19 protein-coding genes are annotated in these 23,613 nt (G+C 58.6%); 5 read left to right on the top strand and 14 right to left on the bottom strand.

From position 1 onward, the window contains the following. Positions 1–15 precede the first annotated feature (15 nt). The 3 genes from add to malX all read right to left on the bottom strand — a co-directional run bounded on the left by add (position 16) and on the right by malX (position 3,897). Positions 16–1,014, bottom strand: a complete 999-nt coding sequence (gene add, locus FT726_RS14170; protein ID WP_127834039.1) for an adenosine deaminase — start codon at positions 1,012–1,014, stop codon at positions 16–18. A 118-nt stretch (positions 1,015–1,132) separates the two neighbouring features. Beyond that, the gene (locus tag FT726_RS14165) at positions 1,133–2,308 is read right to left on the bottom strand and encodes a MalY/PatB family protein (RefSeq protein WP_288422595.1); all 1,176 of its coding nucleotides are present in this window, start codon (positions 2,306–2,308) and stop codon (positions 1,133–1,135) included. 2 nt (positions 2,309–2,310) lie between these two features. Beyond that, complete coding sequence (malX, locus tag FT726_RS14160; RefSeq protein WP_031279154.1) at positions 2,311–3,897, bottom strand: maltose/glucose-specific PTS transporter subunit IIBC; 1,587 nt, start codon at positions 3,895–3,897, stop codon at positions 2,311–2,313. Between the two features lie 177 nt (positions 3,898–4,074). Here malX and malI point away from each other — a divergent pair, with 177 nt between their 5' ends. Further along, positions 4,075–5,106 carry a Mal regulon transcriptional regulator MalI gene (gene malI / locus FT726_RS14155; RefSeq protein WP_346302946.1) on the top strand — a complete coding sequence of 344 codons (1,032 nt, stop codon included), beginning with the start codon at positions 4,075–4,077 and terminating at the stop codon, positions 5,104–5,106. A 402-nt stretch (positions 5,107–5,508) separates the two neighbouring features. Then, positions 5,509–6,699 carry a glycosyltransferase gene (locus tag FT726_RS14150; protein ID WP_346302945.1) on the top strand — a complete coding sequence of 397 codons (1,191 nt, stop codon included), beginning with the start codon at positions 5,509–5,511 and terminating at the stop codon, positions 6,697–6,699. 80 nt (positions 6,700–6,779) lie between these two features. On the opposite strand, the gene FT726_RS14145 is transcribed toward FT726_RS14150, so the two are convergent. The 7 genes from FT726_RS14145 to manA all read right to left on the bottom strand — a co-directional run bounded on the left by FT726_RS14145 (position 6,780) and on the right by manA (position 13,659). After that, the gene (locus tag FT726_RS14145) at positions 6,780–7,016 is read right to left on the bottom strand and encodes a hypothetical protein (RefSeq protein ID WP_021506169.1); all 237 of its coding nucleotides are present in this window, start codon (positions 7,014–7,016) and stop codon (positions 6,780–6,782) included. 53 nt (positions 7,017–7,069) lie between these two features. Continuing rightward, complete coding sequence (locus FT726_RS14140) at positions 7,070–8,524, bottom strand: methyl-accepting chemotaxis protein (protein WP_282996187.1); 1,455 nt, start codon at positions 8,522–8,524, stop codon at positions 7,070–7,072. A 392-nt stretch (positions 8,525–8,916) separates the two neighbouring features. Then, positions 8,917–9,564: an anti-sigma factor domain-containing protein gene (locus FT726_RS14135; protein WP_288422600.1), complete on the bottom strand. Its 648-nt coding sequence runs from the start codon at positions 9,562–9,564 to the stop codon at positions 8,917–8,919. Beyond that, positions 9,561–10,115 carry a sigma-70 family RNA polymerase sigma factor gene (locus FT726_RS14130; protein WP_021506166.1) on the bottom strand — a complete coding sequence of 185 codons (555 nt, stop codon included), beginning with the start codon at positions 10,113–10,115 and terminating at the stop codon, positions 9,561–9,563. The genes FT726_RS14135 and FT726_RS14130 overlap by 4 nt, the downstream gene beginning before the upstream one ends. A 43-nt stretch (positions 10,116–10,158) precedes the next feature. Next, positions 10,159–10,722, bottom strand: coding sequence for a fasciclin domain-containing protein (locus FT726_RS14125; protein ID WP_288422647.1), 564 nt, complete (start codon positions 10,720–10,722; stop codon positions 10,159–10,161). Positions 10,723–10,854: 132 nt separating this feature from the next. After that, complete coding sequence (locus FT726_RS14120; RefSeq protein ID WP_058769727.1) at positions 10,855–12,354, bottom strand: YdgA family protein; 1,500 nt, start codon at positions 12,352–12,354, stop codon at positions 10,855–10,857. Between the two features lie 129 nt (positions 12,355–12,483). Further along, positions 12,484–13,659 (bottom strand): mannose-6-phosphate isomerase, encoded by a 1,176-nt coding sequence (gene manA, locus FT726_RS14115; RefSeq protein WP_346302944.1) that lies wholly within the window; start codon positions 13,657–13,659, stop codon positions 12,484–12,486. Positions 13,660–13,856: 197 nt separating this feature from the next. Between manA and fumC the strand changes: the two genes are divergently transcribed. After that, complete coding sequence (fumC, locus tag FT726_RS14110) at positions 13,857–15,254, top strand: class II fumarate hydratase (protein ID WP_058758471.1); 1,398 nt, start codon at positions 13,857–13,859, stop codon at positions 15,252–15,254. A gap of 48 nt (positions 15,255–15,302) precedes the next feature. Here the strand turns inward: fumC and tus are convergent, their stop codons facing one another. Next, positions 15,303–16,229: a DNA replication terminus site-binding protein gene (tus, locus tag FT726_RS14105; RefSeq protein ID WP_346302943.1), complete on the bottom strand. Its 927-nt coding sequence runs from the start codon at positions 16,227–16,229 to the stop codon at positions 15,303–15,305. Positions 16,230–16,438: 209 nt separating this feature from the next. On the opposite strand from tus, the gene FT726_RS14100 reads away from it, so the two are divergent. Continuing rightward, positions 16,439–17,626, top strand: coding sequence for an MFS transporter (locus FT726_RS14100; protein WP_346302942.1), 1,188 nt, complete (start codon positions 16,439–16,441; stop codon positions 17,624–17,626). A 45-nt stretch (positions 17,627–17,671) separates the two neighbouring features. Here the strand turns inward: FT726_RS14100 and FT726_RS14095 are convergent, their stop codons facing one another. Then, positions 17,672–17,884 (bottom strand): hypothetical protein, encoded by a 213-nt coding sequence (locus tag FT726_RS14095; RefSeq protein WP_088515833.1) that lies wholly within the window; start codon positions 17,882–17,884, stop codon positions 17,672–17,674. A gap of 520 nt (positions 17,885–18,404) precedes the next feature. Here FT726_RS14095 and FT726_RS14090 point away from each other — a divergent pair. After that, positions 18,405–18,890 carry an Rrf2 family transcriptional regulator gene (locus FT726_RS14090; protein WP_262263864.1) on the top strand — a complete coding sequence of 162 codons (486 nt, stop codon included), beginning with the start codon at positions 18,405–18,407 and terminating at the stop codon, positions 18,888–18,890. A gap of 192 nt (positions 18,891–19,082) precedes the next feature. Here FT726_RS14090 and oqxB read toward each other — a convergent pair whose 3' ends face one another. Further along, positions 19,083–22,238 (bottom strand): multidrug efflux RND transporter permease subunit OqxB, encoded by a 3,156-nt coding sequence (gene oqxB / locus FT726_RS14085; RefSeq protein ID WP_058758475.1) that lies wholly within the window; start codon positions 22,236–22,238, stop codon positions 19,083–19,085. An 18-nt stretch (positions 22,239–22,256) separates the two neighbouring features. Beyond that, the gene (locus FT726_RS14080) at positions 22,257–23,411 is read right to left on the bottom strand and encodes an efflux RND transporter periplasmic adaptor subunit (RefSeq protein ID WP_031279145.1); all 1,155 of its coding nucleotides are present in this window, start codon (positions 23,409–23,411) and stop codon (positions 22,257–22,259) included. Between the last annotated feature and the right edge of the window lie 202 nt (positions 23,412–23,613).

The raw sequence follows: 23,613 nt of genomic DNA, 5'->3' as shown, positions 1-23,613 counted from the left end.
CTCCTTTTTTATGGCTTATGCCGCCACGCGCTGGCGCAGCGCGGCTTTCTCCGCCTCGGTTAAAAAGGCGATGGCAATACCGTTTTCCTGCGCCTGGCGAATCTCGGCGGCGCTCAGGCCCGCCTGTGGCGCAGCCACCTCATATTCATGCGCCAGCTCAATGCCCTGTACCGCCGGATCGTCAGTGTTGATGGTTGCCAGAATACCGTGCTGCAGGAACGCCTTCAGCGGATGGCTGGCCAGCGAGGCTACGGTACTGGTCTGAATGTTCGACGTCAGGCAGGATTCAATGCCAATGCGCTGTTCGGCGAGGAAATCCATCAGCGCGCGGTCTTCAATCGCTTTGACACCGTGACCGATGCGCTCAGCGCCCAGTTCGCGGATCGCCTGCCAGATGCTCTCCGGTCCGGCGGCTTCACCGGCATGCACGGTAATGCGGAATCCGGCGTCGCGGGCGCGGTTAAAGTGGCTGAGGAATTCGCTGCCCGGGAAGCCCAGTTCATCGCCGGCCAGATCGACGGCAGTGATGCCGTCGCGGTGCGCCAGCAGACCTTCCAGCTCGCGCAGGCAGGCTTCTTCGCCGAAGGTGCGGCTCATGATGCCAATCAGCTTCACATCAACGCCATACTGCTGTACGCCCGCGCGCACGCCATCAATTACCGCTTCCACCACGCCGGCAATCGGCAGCTGATGGTTCATCGCCATGTAGCCCGGTGAGAAGCGCAGCTCAGCGTAATGGATACCGGCCTGCGCGGCGTCAGCGACGTTTTCCAGCGCAATGCGGCGGCAGGCGTCGAGATCGCCCAGCACTTTGACGCCCCAGTCAAGCTTCTGCAGGAAGCTCACCAGGTCCGGCTGGTTGGCGGTCACCTGCACGTGTGGACGCAGGGTATCCAGCGTATCGGCGGGCAGCGCAAGATTGAACTGACGACCTAAATCAAGGATGGTCTGGGCGCGGATATTGCCATCGAGGTGGCGGTGAAGGTCGGTGAGGGGAAGTTTCGCATCAATCATGTCGCACTCGCTGAATTAACGTAAAGTGCAGACCATTATAAAAACATCTTGCGCAACCGCGCTAGTGATTTGCGCAAAGCGGGCAGCGGATGCTGAATTAATCAGCATCCGCTGTGGTTCAGAACGATTGCAGTGCGGCAATCAGCCGGTCCAGCCCGTCATCCAGCTTGCTGCGCGGGCAGCCGGCGTTGAGACGCAGATAGCTGCGGCTGGCGCTGCCGTAAGTGCTGCCTGGCATAATCGCCACCTTATGCTGCTGGATCAGCCGCTGCTGCAGCGCGACGTCATCAATGGCCAGCGGCGCGGTGTCAATCCATGCCAGATAAGTGGCCTGCGGTGGTTGCCAGTTGAGCCCGGCAAACGCCGCGTTGAGCCGTTGCGCAATGTGCTGCATATTGGCGCGCAGATAATCGCGCAGCGCGTCGAGCCAGGGTGCGCCGTGACGGTAGGCGGCAATAGTGGCAGCCAGCGCCATCACCGCCGGTGACGACAGCCCGTCCTGCTGCTTCAGCGCGTGAAACCACGCCCGGCGATCGTCCGCGTCCGGAATAATGCCCCAGGCGCCGGTCAGCGCCGGAATGTTGAAGCTCTTGGAGGCCGAGGTAAACAGCGCCCAGCGGCCTTGTGCCACCTCGCACCACGGCGTGTGGCGCGCCGCGCTCAGCACCATATCCATATGGATTTCGTCGCTGATCACGCTCACGCCATGCCGTTCGCACAGTGCCGCCATCTGCTGCAGCTCTGCGCGCTGCCACACTTTGCCGGTGGGATTGTGCGGGCTGCACAGTAACATCGCCTTACAGCGCGGCCGCGCCAGCAGGCTTTCCAGCTGAGCCATGTCACAGTGCCATGTGTCGCCAGCGCGCTGCAACGGCAGTTCCAGCACCCTGCGCTGATTCCCGATGATTGTCTGGTAAAACGCATCATAGGCGGGCGTGTGAATCAGTACTTCATCCTCCGCCTGCGTCCAGTGGCGCAGCAGCTGCGCCACCATATAAATCACCGACGGGCCGTACACCAGTGACTCTGCCGCGATCTCGCTGGCAAAGCGGCTGCGCATCCAGTGCTGCAGGGCGGAGAGGAAATCCTCGTGCTGCCAGCGGCTGTAGCCCAGCACGCCGTGATTCAGCCGCTGCTGCAACGCGTCAATGATGCAGGGAGCGGTGGCGAAATCCATGTCCGAGATGGTGAAGGGCAGCAGATCTGGCACGCCAAAGCGGTCGGCGACAAAGTCCCACTGCGTGCACCAGCTGCCATGGCGATCCACTACCCGATCAAAATTAAACGCCTGCATGTTTACACCGTCGCGCTCATCAGATGGGCCATTTCATCTTTGACCGACTGCACCTGCGGGCCAATGACTACCTGCAGATTGGTCTGATTGAGGTGCACCACGCCGATGGCGCCGTTGGCTTTTAGCGCGGCATCGTCGACCTTGCTCATGTCGGCCACCGACAGGCGCAGGCGCGTCAGGCAGTTATCCAGCGAGGTGATGTTGTCAACGCCACCCAGCGCCGCGAGAATCGCTGGCGTGTTGTAGCCGGATTTGCCCACGCCGGCGCGGCTGACCTGCTGCTCAACGCGGCTGGTTTCTGCTTCGCGGCCAGGTGTTTTGATGTTGAAGCGGGTGATGGCGAAACGGAAGATGGCGTAGTAACCCACAAACCACACGGCGGCAATCACCGGCACCCAGTACCATTTGGTAGAAAGGCCGTGCAGCACGCCAAACACGAAGAAGTCGATCACGTTACCGTCGGTATTACCGATGGTCACGCCAAGCATCGCCATCACGGTGAAGCCGAGACCGGTCAGCAGCGCGTGGATCAGATACAGTACCGGTGCGACAAACAGGAACAGGAACTCGATCGGTTCGGTGGTGCCGCCGACCACGCAGGCAACCACGCCCGAAATCAGCAGGCCTTTAATTTTGTGTCGGTTTTCCGGGCGCGCGCAGTGATAAATCGCCAGCGCTGCCCCCGGCAGGCCGCCAAGGAATGCCGGCATTTTACCCTGCGACAGGAAGCGGGTAGCGCTTTCCGCGAAGCCGTGAGTTTCCGGACACGCCAGCTGCGCCTGGAAGATGGTCAGCGCGCCGCTGACGCTGTGACCACACACCTCCATGGTGCCACCGGCATCGGTGAAACGAATAATCGCCACCAGAATATGCTGCAGGCCAAACGGCAGCAGCAGACGTTCTCCGGTGCCGAAGATCATCGGGCCGAATTCGCCCGCGCTGTTGATCATCCAGCCAAGACCGGTGATCGCGCGCGCAAAGAAAGGCCAGATCAGCGGTACCACCAGCCCCAGCAGGCCCATCACCACGGTGGTGATAATCGGCACAAAGCGCGTGCCGCCGAAGAATGCCAGCGCATCCGGCAGGCGAATATTGTGAAAACGCTCGTGCAGCCAGAACACCACAATGCCTACAATCACCGCGCCGAGAATACCGGTGTCGATGGACTGAATGCCGAGAATGTTCTGCACGTTATTGGCTTTCAGCACTGCCGCATCGGTAGTCGGCAGGATCCCGTTGATGTTCAGCCAGAAGTTAACGCTGAGATTGAGCACCGCAAAGCCGACGAAGCCGGCAAACGCCGCCACGCCTTTGTTTTCCCGCGCCATGCCCAGCGGGATGGCGATGGCAAACATCACCGGCAAATAGCTAAAGGCAAAGGAGCCGATCTTCGCCATCCAGATAAACAGGTATTGCAGGAACGGCTGGTCGAGCAGCGGAATCAGCGTCAGTACATCATGGCTGCTGAGTGAACTGCCGATCCCTAACATGATGCCGCAAAACGACAGCAGCGCCACGGGTAGCATAAAGGTTTTCCCCAGGCTCTGGAAAAATTCCCAGAGCGACATTTTGGGTTGGCTGTGAGGCATAGTCTCTCCTGGCTAAAAAGTAACAAGCGGGTAAAGTGGTGGAGGATGATAAAACGTTTTATCACGGCTTTTTGTGGTGATAATCACAAAGCGTGACGAGCATCAGGCTTTATTTTTATGCTAATCAGTGTAACGTTTTACCTCTTTGAATTTTCCGGCAACGAAAAGCGTCACACTATGTCCCAGCAGAAAATCACCATCCATGATGTCGCGCAGGCCGCTGGCGTATCGGTCAGCACGGTATCGCTGGTGCTGTCCGGCAAAGGGCGCATTTCACCTGCCACCGCCGCGCGGGTGAATCAGGCGATTGAGCAACTCGGCTATGTGCGTAATCGCTCGGCCTCCATGCTGCGCGGCGGTGAGAGCGGGGTGATTGGTCTGATCGTGCGCGATCTCAGCCAGCCCTTTTATGCAGCAATGACGGCGGGACTGAGCGAGGTGCTGGAGCAGCAGGGCAAAGTGCTGGTGCTGACGCAGAGTGGTCAGCACGGCCAGCATCTGCAGCGCTGTTTTGATTCGCTGGCGGCGCAGGGTGCCGATGGCATTGTGCTGGGCGGCGCGGTGGCGCAGGCGGAATCGCTGCGGCTGCAGGCGCAGGCGCAGGAGCAAAATATTGCACTGATCTGCGCCGCGCGCGCCAGCAGTCTGGAAAAAGTCGATTCGCTGCGTCCGGATAACAGCCTGGCGGCGCGGATGGCCACCGAGTATCTGATCAAACAGGGACATCAGCGCATTGCCTGGGTGGGCGGTCTGGGTTCCTCACTGACGCGCGCCGAACGTATCGGCGGCTATTGCGCCACGCTGCTGCAGTATGGTTTGCCGTTTCGCCCGGACTGGATTATTGAATGTGACGATCGCCAGCAGAGCGTCTCCGCGCTGACGCAGGCGCTGCTGCATCAGCATCCGCGTATTACTGCTATCCTGGCCCACAATGCCAGCACCACGCTCGGCTGCTATTTCGGCGCGCTGCGCAGCGGCCGCACCCTCGGGGAAGATGCCGTGGACAGTTACTACACCCAGCAGCTGGCGCTGGTCGGCTTCAACGACGATCCGCAGCCTGAGCTGAACGATCCGGCATTGACGTTTGTCAGCAGTGAAGCGCGCATCGTCGGGCGGCGCGCGGCAGAACGCATATTACAGCGCCTGGCGCAGCCACAGGCCGATGTGCAGACGTTAATCGTGCCGCCGCAGCTGGTGCAGGGCCGCTAAGCCTGTCGCCCGCCCGGCGTCAGGTCATTATTCGCCACGTTTCTGTTACCGCTGCTTACCGATTGTCAGCCGGCCTGTGATCATCGTTCTGCTTATGCATTGCGGGCCTGCAGAAAATAAAGATTAAGCTTTAGCATCAAATATTGACACGAAACTGTCATAATATGGCCAGCGTTAAATGAAAATCAACGCGTTAGCCATTTTTCTGAATTCCGCGAATTTTGTATTGATTAATATTCTTTACCGGCCGCGCCTGTATTTTATTCAGGCTGGCTGATGTTATTACCTGTCACAAAATGTGTATTTTCTTATTGTTTAGCGCGGGTTTACTTGCTCGCTGGATTTGTGACTGGCGAGGAATATACTGCCAGCTATGCTTATTTTTCCTGTGCCGGGGCACGTATGAAAATAATCGTAAATGGGAAAGGTTATCCGGAAAAGAGAAATATCATCGTCAACGATTCACACCATTATCTCAATCTTAAATATAAAAATATCTGGTTTTATCGTAACGCCGTCAGGCAGAAAATCCGCAAAGCCAATAAGTTGTTTATTTTCGCGCCGCTACCGTTCTCGGTGCCGGACGATGCACAAATCATCCATCTCTTTAATGAAGTGGCCTGCACAAAAAAGCGCTGGATGGCGACATTTGAAACCGAAATTCCGCGCGTGCTGCCGGTGCCGGGCATGGCCAAACTGCATAATCCACAATTGCAGAAACAACTCAAACTGATCGCGGCACCGCAGTGTACGGCGCTGCTGGCCATTTCCGACGCGACGAAAAAGATTCAAATTAAGCTGTTACAGGCGTTTCCACAGCAGGCGGCAGCCATTTTGCCCAAACTGCACACCCTGCATCCGCCGCAGGCAATTATCTGTGATCGGGTCAGGCCGGTGAATCAGGCGAGGCTGACGTTCAGCTTTGTCGGCAATGAGTTTTATCGTAAAGGCGGGGCGGAAGTGGTGCTGGCCTTTAGCGAGCTGCTGGCAGAAGGCATCATTCACCCCGAAAGCGTGCAGGTGAATTTAACGGGCAACCTGAAGCATCGCTATAATATCGCGCACGGCGCGCAGCAGGATGACGCGCAATTTCATCAGCGGATTGAAGACCTGATTAATCAGCAGGCAATCTTCAGGCATGAAACATTTTTGCAAAATGATCGGCTGATGAAAATGCTCGAACAGACCGATGTGGGATTATTACCGACCTGGCAGGATACCTACGGCTTTTCAGTGCTGGAAATGCAGGCGTGCGGCTGTCCGGTTATTACCACCAATGTACGCGCACTGCCGGAAATAAACCCGGCTTCGGCCGGCTGGCTTATTGATTGTCCGTTGAATGATATGTTTGAAATCGCTATCGGTTCAGCGCAGGAGAAACAGGCGATCAGGGCCAGAATTATTGCGCAGCTCAAACAGATCATCACGCAGATGATGGCGCAGCGCGAGGCGATCAGCACCCGCTCGGCGCGGGCGCTGCAAAGAATTAAAGACCAGCACGATCCGGCGCGCTTTCGCGCCCGTCTCGACGCCTTTTATCAGCAGACAGCACAGGTGAATCGTGCCCCGGGCGTCAGCGCTAAAGAGATTTGACGCATGAATCACGCCGGGTGGAGGAAGCGGATCCCCGGTTGTCGCAGGTGGCGCTGACGCAACGGCCAGCGCGCACGGCATTAGCGGGCTCTGGCCGTCAGACTAAAATAGGGATGTTTTCCTGCCAGCAGCAGCAAAAACTCATATTCTCCCTGACTGAGCGGCGACGGTTTTGCTGCGGACTCCTTCATCTGCCAGACCCGCAGGCTAAGGTCGAAGCGTTCAGCCGCGTGCAGTTGGGTCATGCCCGTGGCGATGCGTAAGTCACGCACATCAGTCTGAACCGGAACGATGTGCTGCAATGATTGATGGCTCATAAGTTCTTCTCTTTCTGTGGCCTGTCCCTGGCGGTATGGTTATCGGCTGCGAGCTATGCCGGGTCAGAGACGGCAAGCTTTTCTGTCGCGAAGCTGTCAATGGCTGAAACGGGGCGCTGACCGGCCAGCAGCGCGCTGTGCTGCGGGCTGTCAGAAAAGTTAAAATGACTGATCACCGCAGCCAGCGTTCCGGTACGGCCATTCAGGCTGCCGGCCGAGGCGGCAATCTCTTTCACCAGGGCGGCATTCTGCTGGGTAACGCGATCCAGATCGGTCACGGCCAGCGTAACCTGGGCAATGCCTTTGCTCTGTTCGTCTGACGCCAGCGCAATCTGGCCAATCAGCGACGTGACGGCGGAAACGCTTTGCGTGGCGCTGTCCATGATGGCGCCGGCGCGCTGCGCGGTCTGCGCTCCCTCGCCAACGCGCGTCACGGTGCCATTAATCAGCCCTTCGATCTCCTTCGCGGCGCTGGCGCTGCGTTGTGCCAGCGTGCGCACTTCAGCTGCCACCACGGCAAAGCCGCGTCCCTGCTCACCGGCGCGAGCGGCTTCAACAGCCGCGTTCAGTGCCAGAATATTGGTCTGAAATGCGATGCTGTTAACCGTGGCGGTGAACTGACGGATTTTATCGGCCTCGGCGGCGATATCGGCCATCATCGCTGACACGCTTTTCACCAGCGCTTCGCCGTCGCGCGTGGTGCGCGCCGCATCCTCAGCCAGCTCGCGCGCTTCGCCCGCGCTGTGGGCATTTTTCTCTACGGTGGCGCTAAGCTGCTCCATGCTGGCCGAGGTCTGCTCGAGCGCAGCCGCCTGGCGGGTGGTGCGGTCGGACAGATCGGCATTGCCGCTGGCGATATCCGCAGACTCCTTGCGTAGCACGTCGGTGTTGTCATGCACGGCACGCACCGTGGTCAGCAGGCTCTGCTGCATCAGCCTGACCAGCGGAATCAGCTGACCCACACAGTTGCGGCCAAAATCCTGCGGTTCCCGCGTAAGATCGCCAGCGGCGATGCCGCGGAAATGTTCCCGCAGCGCCCCCAGCGGCCGTACCAGATGCGTGACCAGAAAACGGTCACAGAACAGCAGCAGCGCGAGCATCAGCAGTGCAGCAATGCCAAAGGCCATTTGCAGACGCTGGCGATCGGACTGGTCGGCATGGTTATTCGCTGCGATGTCGCGCTGCAGGAAATGCAGGCGCTCAGCCGCAGGCACCGCAAAGTCAGCCGGCGATGCGGTGAGGGCGGTACGCAGCGGCGCCCAGTCGCTATCGGCCGGGGCATCGGTCGCTACAGCCGCTTTCGCCGCCGTGGTTCCCGATGCCATCACTAAACTTGCGCGATTGAGAAACAGCAGCTGGCTGGTCAGGGTGGCGTTATGCAGTTCGCGCTGATGCATGTCGCGCAGCACCGTGCTGCCATAGATCCCGGCCAGCGCCACAATCAGTAGCGCCGCGACCAGGATGCACTGCACAACCCGGCGAATGGTGAAGTTTTTAAGAAATTGCATGGTGAGTTTCCCCGGTGTCGTTTAAGACACAATGGTGTCGAGCGTTATTATTTATTGTTCGCGATAATATCGCGTACTATGGTTTAGCGTTTTAAGCATGGCAGGGAATTCTGAAAAAGAAAATGAATCGTCGATAAAATATTTCTTTCCCAAAGATATGCCAGATTAATTTACAAGAGGGTTATTTCGCCTGGCCGCGGCAGTCAGGCTCGCCGGCGGATAAATAAACTTTCATTGTTTTTGCCGTTTGCTGAAATTGAGCGTTCAGTGCCCGTTAATTTAGCTTAAGTCACGCCGCAATGATTAACAGCACTCCGCCTGCAACACGCTGGGCGTCAACAAATAATAAACGCTGCCGTGTTAACGCTAATTTCACCCGTGACCATCACCGATTATAAATTCACACTGTAAAGCACCGGGCCCGTTGGACGTCCGGTTGGCGAACCGCCGTGCGGCTCGAGACTGATCGCCAGCGTCGCCTTAACCAGCGACTGCTGTTTCTCAATCGGATACTGCTGCGGCGCACTTCCGGTGACCAGACCGAGTGAAACGGGCGCCCGGCCAGGCGGAATCAGCCACAGTTCCAGACTCTGATCCGCCCTGACCGCGCTAACCTGCAGCGGCGCCAGACTGATCACGTCCTGCCGGCGGCTGGCGCTCACCACCCATTGCTGACTGTGTTGCGCATCGGTCAGCACCGCCAGCGGTGTCATAACCGGCTCGCGCAGCCAGTAAGCCGTCAGCGCTAAGCCCAGCGCGACGCAGGCGGCAGCCAGCCACGGCAGCGTCCGGCGTGCGGGTGCGACGCGCTTGTCGGGCGGCAGAGAAAGGGCAATTTTTTTCCACAGCGTTTCCGGCGGCGTGACGGGCGGCTGAGCCTGATCGAGACCCGCCAGCAGCGTCTGCCAGCGGGCGACCTGCGCCGCCAGCACCGGCTCGGCCTGCAGTCTGCGCTGAAAGCGCAATCGCGCGCTGCCGCGCAGCGTGCCGAGGGCGTACTCCGCCGCCAGGGCGTCATCCCGCTGCACCTTGTCACTCATCGTCCAACACACTCCCGCAGATGGTCCAGGCCACGTCGAATCCAGCTTTTAACCGAGCCGACCGGCTGCTGCAGCCACCCGGCAATGTCGCTATGTGATAAGCCCTGATAATAGGCCAGCGCAATCGACTGGCGCTGTTCACTGCTCAAATGCTGCAGACAGTGGTGCAGGCGGGCAACCTCGCGATCGTGCTGCTCATCCAGACTGACGTCACCCGGCGTGCTGCTTAAATCGTCGAGCCAGGCCTCGTCGGCATGGAATTGTCTGGCATAGCCGCTGCGCAGCCAGTCAATACAGCGGTTGCGTACAATGTGTGTCATCCAGGTCAGGGGAGAACTGAGCGCGCTATTAAATGACGCGGCGTTGTGCCAGACCGTGATGTAGCATTCATGCAGAATCTCTTCCGCCCACGCCCGCTGGCGTAACATGCGCAGCGCTACCGCAAACAGATGCGGGGAAGTCAGCCGGTACAGCTGTTCAAAAGCCAGGCGATCGCGCTTCGCGACCGCCTGTATTAAGGCTATTTGTTGCTCAGCCTGAGAGGCGTCCATAATACTCCTGGCCGGTTTGTTTAACCTTACCGAGTATAGACAGTTATTCAGGCATCAAAACGGTATCAATAACGTCAATGACGCCATTTTTCTGATTTACATCATAAGTGCTGATATTCGCCACATTACCCTGACCATCTTTCAGCTGAATATTATGTGGCCCGTTGCTCATAATCCACAGCGGCTGACCATTCACCGTTTTCAATTCGGCTTTACCGCCACCCTGTTTAATTTTTTGCTCCAGCGCTTTCATATCATATTTACCGGCGACCACATGGTAGGTCAGCACGCTGGTGAGTTTGGCTTTGTTTTCCGGTTTGAGTAGTGCATCAACGGTGCCGGCAGGCAGTTTGGCAAAGGCGGCGTTAGTCGGCGCAAACACCGTAAACGGGCCTTTGCCCTGTAAGGTATCGACCAGACCCGCGGCTTTAACGGCGGCGACCAGCGTAGTGTGATCCTTCGAGTTCAGGGCGTTTTCAATAATGTTTTTTTGTGGATACATTGCCGCGCCGCCCACCATCACCGAATCGGCGTGCATGGCCGCCGTCGCAGCGTTCGCGCCAAGCAGGGCGGCAGACAGGACGGCATAACTGATTAACTTTTTCATCATATATCCTCATTGAAGGAGCAGAAGGGTGCTCACAAAGGGATATACGTGCGGTGCGGCTGAACGGATGCAAAAAAGGTGAAATTTTTTTGCCGGGGGAAAACGGCAGCCCGGAGCGGGCTGCCGCGGGGATTACTCTGGCATGCCTTCGCTGGTTGGCGCGCCTAACATGTAGCGCGACAGGAACTGCTCCAGCGTCATTTTGTCGCCATTCATGGTGACCTGACCGTTAGCGTATTGCAGGCTGGTGGTGATGTTATCGTCCTGCTGCTGCGTCAGACGGAACATCTGGCCCATCGCCGCCAGACCTTTCACCTGCTGATCGGCCAGCTTCTGCGCATCATCACCCTGATAACCTTCCGCCAGCCCGACGTGACGCATCACTTCGGTCGCCATCGGCATATTGATGCTCAGCTTGCCGTCGAGCGTTTTCAGCACGCGATCCACGGCGGCACCCAGACTCTGCGGTTCACCGGTGACGGTCGCCGGATCGTTAAAACCGACGTTAAGGTTGAACGTGCTCTCGCCCTTGTCATTTTTCCAGCTCAGCGGCGCCACGCTTACGGTCGGCGAACCTTTCAGCAGGGTCGGCAGGTTATTTCTCAGAATGGTCTGCACGCTGGCCTGGTAGCGGATAGGATCGTCCACCACGCCAGGCTGGTTCAGCAGATCCTGCATCTGCGCATTGTACTGGTCAGAGAAGGTTTTCACCGCCTGAGCATCAAACTGCGCAAATTTCATCGCCAGTTTGGCTTCGCCGAACGGCTGTTTCTGCAGGCTGATGCTATCGACCTGATAATCAATCTGGCCGCCAATCTTACCGTCTTTGTTGTCGAACGAGGACTTCCCGTCCAGCTTCTCCAGCGTCAGGCCTTCCTGACCGTTGATGCTGGCGTCGAGCTTATCCAGCGTGATGGTCTGGTCGCCGACGCGCACGCCTTCCGGACTCAGGTGGGTGTCACCGCCCAGCTTCAGACCGTTAAGGGTAAACAGCACCGGCTGCTGCAACTGGTTTTTGCTGGTGACGGCGATGCTGGAGAAGTCGCCCTGCAGACTCACTTTGTCGCCTTTGCTGTCCGCGCTGACGTTGAGCGTGCCGCCGTTGGTGGCGAGGCGATCACCGGTCTGCGCATTGCTGTAATCCACCGGCAGCAGGTGCAGCGCGGTATCGGTCGCGCCGCTGTACCCGACGCGGGTATCGGCATTAACCAGCGATTTGCCCTGAGTCAGTTCAAACAGTTTCTTCACCGCATCGGTGTTTTCCAGTTCGGTGTGGACCGAGGCCATGCTGGGGATCAGGTTGCCGCGCTTCAGCTGAGCAAACGGGAAAGGACCGTGGTCGATGGTTTCGTTGAGCACGATGCTTTGACCCGGCTTCAGCAGCGGATTGTCTTCGGTCTGCGAACTGGCCTGAATTACCAGTTTGGTTTTGCTGCTGAATACGCCACGCTGGTAATCCTGATAGCTGAGCGTCAGACGGCTATTCGGCGCGTACGCGTTGATCTGGCTGTTGGCATTTTGCAGCATCTCATCCATGTGGCTTTCCAGCTGTTTACCGGTAAACCACGCTGCGCCAGTCCAGATTACGCCGAGCGCCACAATCACACCTACGGCAACCTTGGTCTTTTTCATCGCTGAGTCGTCCTTATCCTTGCGTGCGCATACCGTTGGGCCGCGCGACGGGTGAAGAAAAACGCCCGCAGGCGTTTTTTAATTAATAGTTTGAAATAATAGCAGTTAATGCTGCAGGCGTCAGCCGCCTCACGTCAGCGCGTTGTACACCCGCGCCAGACGGCCAGTCCCCGCCGCGCTCACCGGCGACTCGCTGGCTGCGACAAAGCAGGATTCGCCCGGTTGCAGTACCAGCTGCTGCCCGGCCTTTTCAATCACCGCCTGGCCTTCGATGCAGAACAGCAGGGCGGCACTGTGCTGTGCCAGCGTTTGCGGCGTGGCCGAAAGCGTATGGATGGCGAAGGCAAAATCCTCTACCGGAATCGGGAAGTTGAGGCTGTCGCCCTGTGCCTGCGGCTGTGTGAGCAGCGTCGCCGCCGGTTTGGCCTCGAACTTCAGGTTGGCCAGCAGTTCCGGAATATCAATGAATTTCGGCGTCAGGCCGGCGCGCAGCACGTTATCCGAATTGGCCATCACTTCCAGCGCCACGCCTTTCAGATAGGCATGCGGCGTTTCGGCGAACAGGAACATCGCCTCACCCGGTTGCAGGGTGATGACATTCAGCAGCAGCGGTGAGAACAGGCCATTATCGTCCGGGTAGTCGCTGGCGATCGTTTTGATGGTCTGCCACGGTTCGCCTTCGCGCGCGTTCAGCGCGGATTTCAGTACGCCGAGCGCGCGGGTTTTGCTTTCGTCTTTCAGCGACAGCAGGGTAGCGAACAGTTTAGCCAGCGCGGCTTCGCTGGCGTTTTCGAGGAAATGGGCGATCTGCGGATGCGCGCCCGCGACCGGCTCCAGCAGCGAGACAATCTCAGGCAGTTCGCGAAAGCCGTTCATCGCCTGGAACGGCGTCAGGGCATACACCAGTTCGGGCTTGTGGTTAGCATCTTTATAGTTGCGCTCGGCGGCGCTGAGCGGAATGCCCGCCGCGTTTTCACGCGCGAAACCGGCTTCTGCGGCAGTTTTACTGGGATGCACCTGAATCGATAACGGCTGATCGGCGCACAGCACTTTAAACAGAAACGGCAGCTCACCGAAACGCTGCGCTACCGCAGCCCCCAGCGTCGCGACCTGATCGTCATTGATCACGTCACGCAGCGAACGGGTGACGCCATTCACTTCAACGGTAGAGGGGCTTTTGGGGTGCGCGCCCATCCATAATTCCGCCATCGGCAATCCCTGCGGGTTTTCGATGCCGTAGAGTTCGGTCAGCGCGGTTTTGCTGCCCCATGCATAATTTTGCAGCGAATTGTTCAATTTTTGCATCGTTTACCCTTAATAACGGTAAGTAAATAAGCGTATTAAAGCAGAAAGTGCCATAGAAAATACACGAACAAGTGCAATAAACGCGATGGGCTCGCATAATGTTAATTTCTTGTATGTGACAATCTTGCTCGCTCTAAGGCGTCGCGGGAAGACGACTTAGGCGGAAACCTCAAAATCTGAGCTAAGGAGACGTAGTCATGGCAGCCAACCGCATTGAAAAAGATTCAATGGGTCCGATCGAAGTTCCGGCAGATAAGTTGTGGGGCGCACAAACGCAGCGTTCGCTGGAGCACTTCCGTATCTCCACCGAGAAGATGCCCGTGGCGCTGGTGCATGCGCTGGCGCTGACCAAGCGCGCCGCCGCCCAGGTTAACCGCGATCTGGGGCTGCTGCCGGCTGAACGGGCCGGGGCGATTATCGACGCCGCTGACGAGGTGCTGGCCGACCAGCACAGCGACGAGTTCCCGCTGGCCATCTGGCAGACCGGCTCCGGCACCCAGACCAACATGAACATGAATGAAGTGCTGGCGAACCGCGCCAGCGAACTGCTGGGCGGCGAGCGCGGCATGTCGCGCAAAGTGCATCCGAATGATGATGTTAACAAGAGCCAGAGCTCCAACGATGTGTTCCCGACGGCGATGCACGTTGCTGCGGTGATTGCGCTGCGCGAACAGCTGATTCCGCAAATTGAGGTGCTGAAAAATACCCTGAGCGAGAAATCCGCCGCGTTTAAAGACATCGTTAAAATTGGTCGTACCCACCTGCAGGACGCCACACCGCTGACGCTCGGCCAGGAGATTTCCGGCTGGGTTGCCATGCTGGAGCACAATCTGAAGCACATCGAACACAGTATTCCGCACGTCGCCGAGCTGGCGCTGGGCGGTACCGCAGTCGGTACCGGCCTGAATACCCATCCGGAATATGCGGTGCGCGTGGCGAAAGCGCTGGCCGACCTGACGCAGCAACCCTTTGTCACTGCGCCCAACAAGTTTGAAGCGCTGGCGACCTGCGATGCGCTGGTGCATGCGCACGGCGCGCTGAAAGGCCTGGCCGCCTCGCTGATGAAAATCGCTAACGACGTGCGCTGGCTGTCGTCCGGTCCGCGCTGCGGCATCGGTGAAATCAGCATTCCGGAAAATGAGCCCGGCAGCTCGATCATGCCAGGCAAAGTCAATCCTACCCAGTGTGAAGCGCTGACCATGCTGTGCTGCCAGGTGATGGGCAATGATGTGGCGGTGAACATGGGCGGTGCGTCCGGTAACTTCGAACTCAACGTCTACCGGCCCATGGTGATCCACAACTTCCTGCAGTCGGTACGGCTGCTGGCAGACGGCATGGACAGCTTCAATCACCATTGCGCGGTGGGCATTGAGCCCAACCGCGAGCGCATCGATCAGCTGCTCAACGAGTCGCTGATGCTGGTTACCGCGCTGAATACCCATATCGGCTATGACAAAGCGGCGGAAATTGCCAAGCAGGCGCACAAACAGGGGCTGACGCTGAAAGCCTCGGCGCTGAAGCTCGGCTACCTGACCGAAGCGCAGTTTGACGAATGGGTGCGGCCGGAAGAGATGGTTGGCAGCATGAAGCAATAGCTTTACTGCCGGGCACCACAGCGCGACCTGTCGCGCTGTTTTTTTGCCTTACAGACGGTCACTCCATAAATGCAGCCGCGGGATGATCAAATGCAGCGGCTGCGCCAGCGGCTTGTAACGGTGCGCGATGTTTTCAGCATCGTAATCCAGCAGTTCACCCAGCGTCGGCACCTGCGTACGATCGCGACACAACACCAGCAGCGGCGAAGGGCAGGCCAGCTGCAGCTGTTTTTTCTCGCTGGCGCGCCACAGCCGCGCGATAGGTTGCACTTTAACCGGCCGCTTGATCTTCAGTTGCGCGCCGTCCGGCAATGACCGCAACCGCTCCAGCTCCTGCTGCACTTTCTCTGCCCACTGTTCGCGCGTCCACGGCGCCTGCGCGCGGTTCGCCTTCAGGCTGCGCTCCAGCTGCCCGACGATAGCCTCGCGCGTCACCTTCTTGATGATGTTTTTATTCGCCCAGCCAAAACGCAGCGTATCCGGCGCCTGCAGTAGCGTGACGCTGCGGTAGGCGTTGAGCGTGATCAGGCCACGCAGATGCTGGTGCACAAACTCAAAACGCGCCTCGCTCGGCAGGCCGGAGTCGACGGTGATCAATTGCTCCAGCCGCTGTTTAAGGGTGTTGATGGTCGTGACCTGCTGCTCCAGTCGCTGGCTGGCTGCCTCATCCGCCTCAATGCAGAGGGCGCCAGGCAGACGCACCGCCGCTTTGGTGCTGAGTTTTTCTGACTGATGCTGCATAAACAGGCGACAATAGTGGGCGAGGGCCATTTCGCGCGCGCGTTTACCGAGATGCTGGGTCACCGCGATGCGGTTGATTTCATCATGCTCTTTGCCTTTCTCGATTTCCGGCAGGCTGAATACGCGCGCCAGCAACAGCGGCTGCTGTTCAACCGACGCGCGCAGTGCAGTGAGTTCTCGCTCCAGCGTATTCACGCATTCGTGTAAATCAGCCACCAAATCATAGCGAGCCATCGCGGTTCTCCATAGTTACAACATACCAAAGGGTGGCACTGAATGACGCGGCGAGCAAGCAAGCATACTAGTTACAACATACTATAATAAGGTTTATCTATCCAATCGCTGAAACCCGGCGTGGAATTCGGCTCGACAGGGCGCGCGGGCATTTTTCCTGTCGGATGAACATGTTATAACCGTGATTTACCTGTTAACGGATATTCGCTGTGGAGTATCAGCCAAAACCGGGCGCGCCCGCTATCGTTACGCTCGGCGCCGTGCAGATCCTGTCGTGGGGCGGATCATTTTACTTGATGGCCGTGATGGCTAACCCGATCATCGCGGAAACCGGCTGGTCGCAGCAGTGGGTGTATGGCGCACTTTCGCTCGGCATTCTGGTCTCCGGCCTGCTGGCACCGCTGTGCGGTCGGCTGATTGCCCGCGCACAGGGTCGCCGGCTGCTGGCGGCGAGCGGGGCGGTGATGGCGCTCGGGCTGGTGATCATGGCGCTGAGTCACAGTTTGCCGCTGTTTCTGTTTGCCTGGCTGATTATCGGCGCGGGTATGGCGATGGGGCTGTATGACGCGCTGTTCGCCACGCTGGGCACCTTATATGGCGGCCAGGCGCGTGGCGCGATTACCGGTATTACGCTGATCTCAGGATTCTGTACCTCGCTGGTGTGGCCCGGCATCGCGCTGCTGATCCACTGGCTGGAGTGGCGCGGTGCCTGTCTGGCCATTGCCGCGCTGTTGTGCCTGGCGGTGCTGCCGGCTTACCTGTATGCGCTACCGGCGCCGCGCACGCCATCCATACCAAAAGCCACGCAACAGCATACCGCACAGAATTCGCTGGCCCCCACGCTGTTCTGGCTGCTGTGCAGCATCTTTACCCTCGCGTCGGTGATCATGACGGCGATATCGGTGCAGTTGATTACTCTGCTGCAGGCGAGCGGGCATTCGCTGAGCGCCGCGCTGGCGATCAGCACGCTGCTGGGGCCGTGCCAGGTGGCGTCGCGCATTGTCGATATGGCGTTCAAACGCGGCCATCCCATCTGGACCACTTTCTTCTCAGTCGGGCTGGTGGCGCTGGGATTACTGCTGCTGGCCTGTTATCCCGCGTGGGCGCTGGTGAGTATGGTGCTGTACGGTGCAGGAAATGGCTTGCGGGCTATCGTGCGCGGTACGTTGCCGCTGGCGATGGTAAAACCGGAAGAGTACGCCATTGTGGTTGGCCGCATGGCGCGACCGGCGCTGATTGGTCAGGCGCTCACGCCGCTGATTGGCGGCTATATTTTCCAGCATTCCGGCGCGCAGGCTACGCTGTGGCTGTTATGCGGGCTGGCGCTCATCAACGTGCTTTTGGTGGTGGTGCTGAAGCGGAAATTGCCGGCAGGCGCTCCGGAATCCGCAGGTTGAAATCGCCACTGACGGCTAACGGGCAGAGATGGCCGCTGCTGCGCTTTAGTGGCGATCCGTCAGATATTGCAGCAGGCAACACAACGCGCTTAACAGCAGAGTGCAGCCAGCCGAGACAACGAAAGGCAGCGGTGCCATCCGTACGCATTGCCATAAGGTTGGCGCGTTCAGGCAGCTGGTTGCCGCCGTGATGATGCCCACCGTCAGCGGGAGAACGGTCAGCAATAACGCGCCGACGACCGGGGATAATACAGACATTATTTCGCGCCTCGAAAATAGTAACGGCGCGCATTTTGTGCAAAAAATAGCAAGGGACTCATGACCCTGATCAATATTATTCCTTTCAGAAACCGGTTAATCGACCCTGACGCAGCCCCTTCGCCGGTGTGTTTTTGTTTCTTACACAGAAACAATGGTTTGTCTGAAGGTCGGTTGCGCAGACGGCGCACCACGCGTGCAGAAATGATCGTCCCTTTGTCACAACGTCCTTTGCCAGCCCGCAGCTACAGCGGTGGGGGCAAAAAAGTGACACATCGCGCATATTGTTGCGCAAGGCTCAGAGTGCTAAAGCGGTCAGCGGCATGCCCTGTTGGAATATTTTTATCTAAATTCAATAGTTTAAGTAGATATCAAGGCGGGTAATAGCGCAGGTTAGTCACGGGCGGAAAGCATTTTCGGTATTCTAAAAAGCAACAGTGTTTGTTATATTTATTGCTCATTGATTATTCACTGCCGCGGTATGAAAACAAGAAGATAGGCCGCAACTCAGGAAACAGAAATGCTAGATTACCGCTTCCCGACAGCTTTGCAGATGGTTTTGAGCGTAGCGATGGCGGAGCAATTGGGTAAACGCTCGACCAGTGCCATTCTGGCGTATGGTCTTGAAGCGAACCCCAGTTTCATTCGGAAACTCATGGTTCCGTTAACGCGCGATGGCATCATTGTCTCGACGCTTGGCCGTACCGGCTCGATCCATCTGGGTCGTCCGGCCGCTGAGATCACGCTGCGCGATATCTACACTTCAGTGATTGAAGACAAAAAACTGTGGGCGTCGCGCCCCGATGTCGCACCGCGCTGCCTGGTCAGCGCCAACCTGTGCTGGTACTTCAAATCGATCGCGGAGCAAGCGGAAGAGGCGTCGCTTAAAGTGCTGGAAACCCGCACCGTCGCCGATGCCCTTAACGAGCTGAAAAAGCACGATACCAGCAACTGCGAACCGCTGCCTGACCTCGAAATCGCCGATCTCTGCAAAAAAGACCGCTAACCTCCCGTGCGCATCGCTGATGCGCACCTTGCCATTCCGCTTCTGTACGCGCAATCTCCCCCTGTAAATCCTGTGAAATCCTGCTGCTGTGCTCTGGCGCAAAGGCGCGCTGTTATTGTGTAACATCGTCGTGCTGCGTCAGGCAAAAAAAATCCGGGCACGGTGGCCCGGATGGGTTTTACTCCTTAACGTTTACACCGTCTGCGTTTCCACCGCCGGCTGCTGCTTGCGCGTCACCAGCTTACGCAGCGTCACGTAGAACACCGGCGTCAGGAACAGGCCAAACAGCGTAACCCCCAGCATGCCCGAGAACACGGTGATGCCGGTGACGCCACGCACTTCGGCGCCCGCACCTTCGCCCAGAATCAGCGGCACGGTGCCGGCAATAAAGGCGATGGAGGTCATAACGATAGGGCGCAGACGCAGGCGACAGGCTTCCAGCGCTGACTCCACAATCCCTTTGCCCTGCATCTCCAGTTCGCGGGCGAACTCGACGATCAGGATAGCGTTCTTACATGCCAGCCCCATCAGCACCACCAGACCGACCTGGACAAACACGTTGTTATCGCCGCCGGTCAGCCACACGCCGACCAGTGCGGACAGCATCGTCACCGGTACGATCAGGATCACCGCCAGCGGCAGCGTCCAGCTCTCATACAGCGCCGCCAGTACCAGGAACGCCAGCAGCACCGCCACCGGGAACACGATAAACGCGGTGTTGCCCTGGGTTGCCTGCTGATAGCTCAGGTCGGTCCATTCGATATTCATGCCGTTCGGCAGCACCTGGCTGGACATCGCCTCGAGTTTTTCCATCGCCTGCGCAGAAGAGAGCACACGCGGATCGGCATCGCCAATCAGGTCAGCCGCCGGATAGCCGTTATAGCGAATCACCGGGTCCGGACCGTAGGTGGTGGTGATGTTCACCATGCTGCCAATCGGCACCATCTCACCGCGATCGTTACGGGTGCGCAGGTTCGCGATATCCTGCACGCTGTCGCGGAAATCCCCGTCAGCCTGCGCCATCACACGCCAGGTACGACCAAACTTATTGAAGTCGTTGACGTAAGAGGAACCCAGATACACCTGCAGCGTCGTGAACAGATCGGTCAGCGATACGCCCTGCGCTTTGGCTTTGTCGCGATCAACCTGCACATCCAGCTGCGGCACGTTGGCCTGATAGGAGGAGATCGGGAACATCATGCCAGGCGTCTGCATCACCGCACCGGACAGCGTATTAATCGCGGTTTGCAGCGCACCATAGCCCAGGCCCGCACGGTCCTGCACATACAGCGAATAGCCCGATCCCTGGCCCAGACCGAGGATCGGCGGTGGCATGATGGAGAAACCGAAGCCCTGCTGGATTTTGGAAATTTTCGCGTTGATCTCAGCATTGATTTCCGCCGCAGTGCGGCTGCGCTCGCTGAATGGTTTCAGACCGAAGAACACCGTGCCGGTATTGGGCGTATTGGTGAACTGCAGCGCATTCAGGCCGGGGAAGGCGACGGAGTAGGCCACGCCTTCGGTGTTCATGCCGATTTCGCTCATCTTACGAATCACTTCATCGGTACGCGCCAGCGATGAGCCTTCCGGCATCTTCACGCCACCAATCAGGTACAGCTTATCCTGCGTCGGAATAAAGCCGCCTGGCACGGTGTGGAACATGAAGCCGGCACCGGCCAGCAGCAGCACGTACACGCCAAACACCGCACCGCGCCGGCGCAGGGTTTTGCCGACCATCGATTCATAGCCGTCTGAGCTGCGCTGGAAGAAGCGGTTAAACGGCCGGAACACCCAGCCCAGCAGACGATCGATCAGGCGCGTCGGCAGGTCCTTCGGCGCACCGTGCGCCTTCAGCAGTTTCGCCGCCAGCGCCGGAGAGAGCGTCAGCGAGTTAATCGCCGAAATCACCGTCGAAATGGCAATGGTCACGGCAAACTGCTTATAGAACTGACCGGTTACGCCCGAGAGGAAGGCCATCGGCACAAATACCGCACACAGCACCAGCGCGATGGCAATAATCGGCCCGGAGACCTCGCGCATCGCCTGGTGAGCTGCCGCCACCGGTGTTAAGCCCTGCTCAATGTTACGCTCGACGTTCTCCACCACCACGATGGCGTCATCGACCACGATCCCAATCGCCAGCACCAGCCCGAACAGGCTCAGGGTATTGAGCGAAAAGCCCAGCAGGTAGAGCACGCTGAAGGTACCGACCACCGACACCGGCACGGCCAGCAGCGGGATGATCGAGGCGCGCCACGTCTGCAGGAACAGAATCACTACTAACACCACCAGCACGATGGCTTCGAACAGCGTCTGAACCACGGCGCGGATTGAGTCACGCACAAACACCGTTGGGTCGTACGGCGCGGCCCACTGCACGTCATCCGGGAAGCGCGTTGCCAGCTCGGCCATCTTGGCGCGTACCGCATTCGACAGGTCGATGGCGTTTGCACCCGGCGACTGGAAGATACCGATACCAACCGCATCCTTGTTGTTCAGCTGCGAACGCAGGGCATAGCTGCCGGAGCCCATCTCGATGCGCGCCACGTCACGCAGGCGCACCAGCGTGCCGTCATCGGCGGTTTTCAGGATGATGTTGCCAAACTGCGCCTCATCTTCCAGCCGCCCCTGGGTGTTGATCGACAGCAGGAAATCGCTCTCTTTCTTCGTCGGCTCAGCGCCCAGCTGGCCGGCAGAAACCTGCACGTTCTGCTCCTGCATGGCGCTGACCACGTCGCCGGCGGTCATGCCGCGCGCCGCCACTTTGTTCGGGTCGAGCCAGACGCGCATCGCGTAGTCACCGGCACCGAAGATCTGAATCTGGCCGACGCCCGGCAGGCGCGCCAGCTCATCTTTCACCTTCAGCGTGGCGTAGTTACGCAGATAGAGCGAATCGTACTTGCCGTGGGGCGAGAACAGATGCACCACCAGCGTCAGGGTAGGTGACTGCTTCTGGGTGGTCAGGCCGAGCTGACGCACCTCTTCCGGCAGACGCGCTTCAGCCTGCGCCACGCGGTTTTGCACCTGGACCTGCGCCTGGTCGGGATCGGTCCCCGGGCGGAAGGTCACGGTGGTAACCAGCACGCCATCTGAGCCGGCCACCGACTTCATGTACATCATGTTTTCCACCCCATTGATCGCTTCTTCCAGCGGCGTTGCCACCGAATCAGCAATCACTTTGGGGTTGGCACCGGGATATTCTGCGCGCACCTGCACGCTGGGTGGTACCACGTTGGGGTATTCACTGATCGGCAAGAGTGGAATGGCGATCAGTCCGGTGGTAAATATCAAAATCGACAGCACCGCGGCGAAAATCGGTCGGTCGATAAAAAAGCGGGAGAAATCCATAACGGGCAGTCTCGATTATTATTGAGCGGAGCGCATGGCCACCGGCTGCGCTTTTACCGGCATACCGGGCATGAACACTTTCTGCAGACCGTTGACAATCACCTTGTCGCCTGGCTTCAGACCCTGCTGCACAATACGCAGGCCGTTAGCCAGATCGCCCAGCTGAACATCGCGGCGTTCGGCTTTGCCCTGCGCATCAACCACGTAAACGTATTTACGATCCTGGTCGGTCAGTACCGCGCGGTCGTCGACCAGCAGCGCGTTGAATTCTGCGCTGCCCGGCAGCCGCACGCGGGCAAACAGGCCTGGGGTAAACTGACGCTGCTGATTGTCGAGCGTGGCGCGCATGCGAATGGTGCCGGTGCTGGCGGTCAGCTGGTTATCGAGAAAATCGACGGTGCCGCGGTGCGGATAACCCTGTTCGCCGGTCAGCGCAATCTCTACCGGCAGCGAACCGCGGTTCTGGCCCTGACGCGCCATCGCCTGGTACTGCAGATAGATCGCTTCGTCGACGTCAAAGTAGACGTACATGCGGTCCTGTGAAACCAGCGTGGTGAGAACGCTGGCGCTGTCGCCGGCGGTCACCAGGTTACCGGTGGTGATCATCGCCCGGCTGGCGCGACCATCAATCGGCGCGGTGACGCGGGTGAAGTCGAGGTTCAGCTGCGCCATATCGACTGCCGCCTGGGCGGCCAGCACGCTGGCCTGCGCCTGACTGGCAGTAGAACGCCGCTGTTCCCACTCTTCGCGCGACACCACCTGGGTGCCGATCAGCTTGTCGGTACGGGCCGACTCGCTGCGGGCCAGCGCCGCCTGGCTACGCGCGCTGGCCAGTTCGGCCTGCGCCTGCTCCAGCGTGGCGCGGTAGGTGCGGTCATCAATGGTAAACAGCACCTGACCTTTCTTCACCTCATCGCCTTCGCGATAGTTAACCTGATCGATGTAGCCCGAAACGCGCGGACGCAGCTGCACGCTTTGCACCGCTTCAATGCGGCCATTGAAGCTATCCCACTGGCTGACTTTTTGTTGCACCACCTGCGCGACACTCACTTCGGGCGGAGGCGGCGGCGCATTTTGCGCCACACCGCGATCACAACCGGCCAGCAGGCTTCCCAGCAACATCACTCCTGACAGGCTTACGGCCCGACGAACCCCATATGTTTGCAGATGCATTGTTGTTATTCCGCGTTGGTGAAAAAGAAAGGAGACGTACGAAAAATCTGCAACTTTTAAGATTGCATTAAAACCACAGGAGTGTAGGCTTGGGCGAACTGCATCTGCAAGAATATCTGATACACTTTATGTGCGGTTTTGATCAATTCGTAACAGGTAGCGAAAGCCCCTACGGCGAGTGCGGCATTTAATGCAATAATAA

Origin of the sequence: Pantoea sp. Morm, from assembly GCF_016643525.1 — a bacterium.
Taxonomy (GTDB): Bacteria; Pseudomonadota; Gammaproteobacteria; order Enterobacterales; family Enterobacteriaceae; genus Pantoea; species Pantoea dispersa.
Note: the sequence above shows the minus strand (reverse complement) of the source record. Positions and strands in the feature narration are given on the sequence as shown.

Coding starts and splice junctions, on each gene's coding strand:
- add (WP_127834039.1), bottom strand. CDS start 1,014: ATGATTGATGCGAAACTTCCCCTCACCGACCTTCACCGCCACCTCGAT.
- FT726_RS14165 (WP_288422595.1), bottom strand. CDS start 2,308: ATGCAGGCGTTTAATTTTGATCGGGTAGTGGATCGCCATGGCAGCTGG.
- malX (WP_031279154.1), bottom strand. CDS start 3,897: ATGCCTCACAGCCAACCCAAAATGTCGCTCTGGGAATTTTTCCAGAGC.
- malI (WP_346302946.1), top strand. CDS start 4,075: ATGTCCCAGCAGAAAATCACCATCCATGATGTCGCGCAGGCCGCTGGC.
- FT726_RS14150 (WP_346302945.1), top strand. CDS start 5,509: ATGAAAATAATCGTAAATGGGAAAGGTTATCCGGAAAAGAGAAATATC.
- FT726_RS14145 (WP_021506169.1), bottom strand. CDS start 7,016: ATGAGCCATCAATCATTGCAGCACATCGTTCCGGTTCAGACTGATGTG.
- FT726_RS14140 (WP_282996187.1), bottom strand. CDS start 8,524: ATGCAATTTCTTAAAAACTTCACCATTCGCCGGGTTGTGCAGTGCATC.
- FT726_RS14135 (WP_288422600.1), bottom strand. CDS start 9,564: ATGAGTGACAAGGTGCAGCGGGATGACGCCCTGGCGGCGGAGTACGCC.
- FT726_RS14130 (WP_021506166.1), bottom strand. CDS start 10,115: ATGGACGCCTCTCAGGCTGAGCAACAAATAGCCTTAATACAGGCGGTC.
- FT726_RS14125 (WP_288422647.1), bottom strand. CDS start 10,722: ATGAAAAAGTTAATCAGTTATGCCGTCCTGTCTGCCGCCCTGCTTGGC.
- FT726_RS14120 (WP_058769727.1), bottom strand. CDS start 12,354: ATGAAAAAGACCAAGGTTGCCGTAGGTGTGATTGTGGCGCTCGGCGTA.
- manA (WP_346302944.1), bottom strand. CDS start 13,659: ATGCAAAAATTGAACAATTCGCTGCAAAATTATGCATGGGGCAGCAAA.
- fumC (WP_058758471.1), top strand. CDS start 13,857: ATGGCAGCCAACCGCATTGAAAAAGATTCAATGGGTCCGATCGAAGTT.
- tus (WP_346302943.1), bottom strand. CDS start 16,229: ATGGCTCGCTATGATTTGGTGGCTGATTTACACGAATGCGTGAATACG.
- FT726_RS14095 (WP_088515833.1), bottom strand. CDS start 17,884: ATGTCTGTATTATCCCCGGTCGTCGGCGCGTTATTGCTGACCGTTCTC.
- FT726_RS14090 (WP_262263864.1), top strand. CDS start 18,405: ATGCTAGATTACCGCTTCCCGACAGCTTTGCAGATGGTTTTGAGCGTA.
- oqxB (WP_058758475.1), bottom strand. CDS start 22,238: ATGGATTTCTCCCGCTTTTTTATCGACCGACCGATTTTCGCCGCGGTG.
- FT726_RS14080 (WP_031279145.1), bottom strand. CDS start 23,411: ATGCATCTGCAAACATATGGGGTTCGTCGGGCCGTAAGCCTGTCAGGA.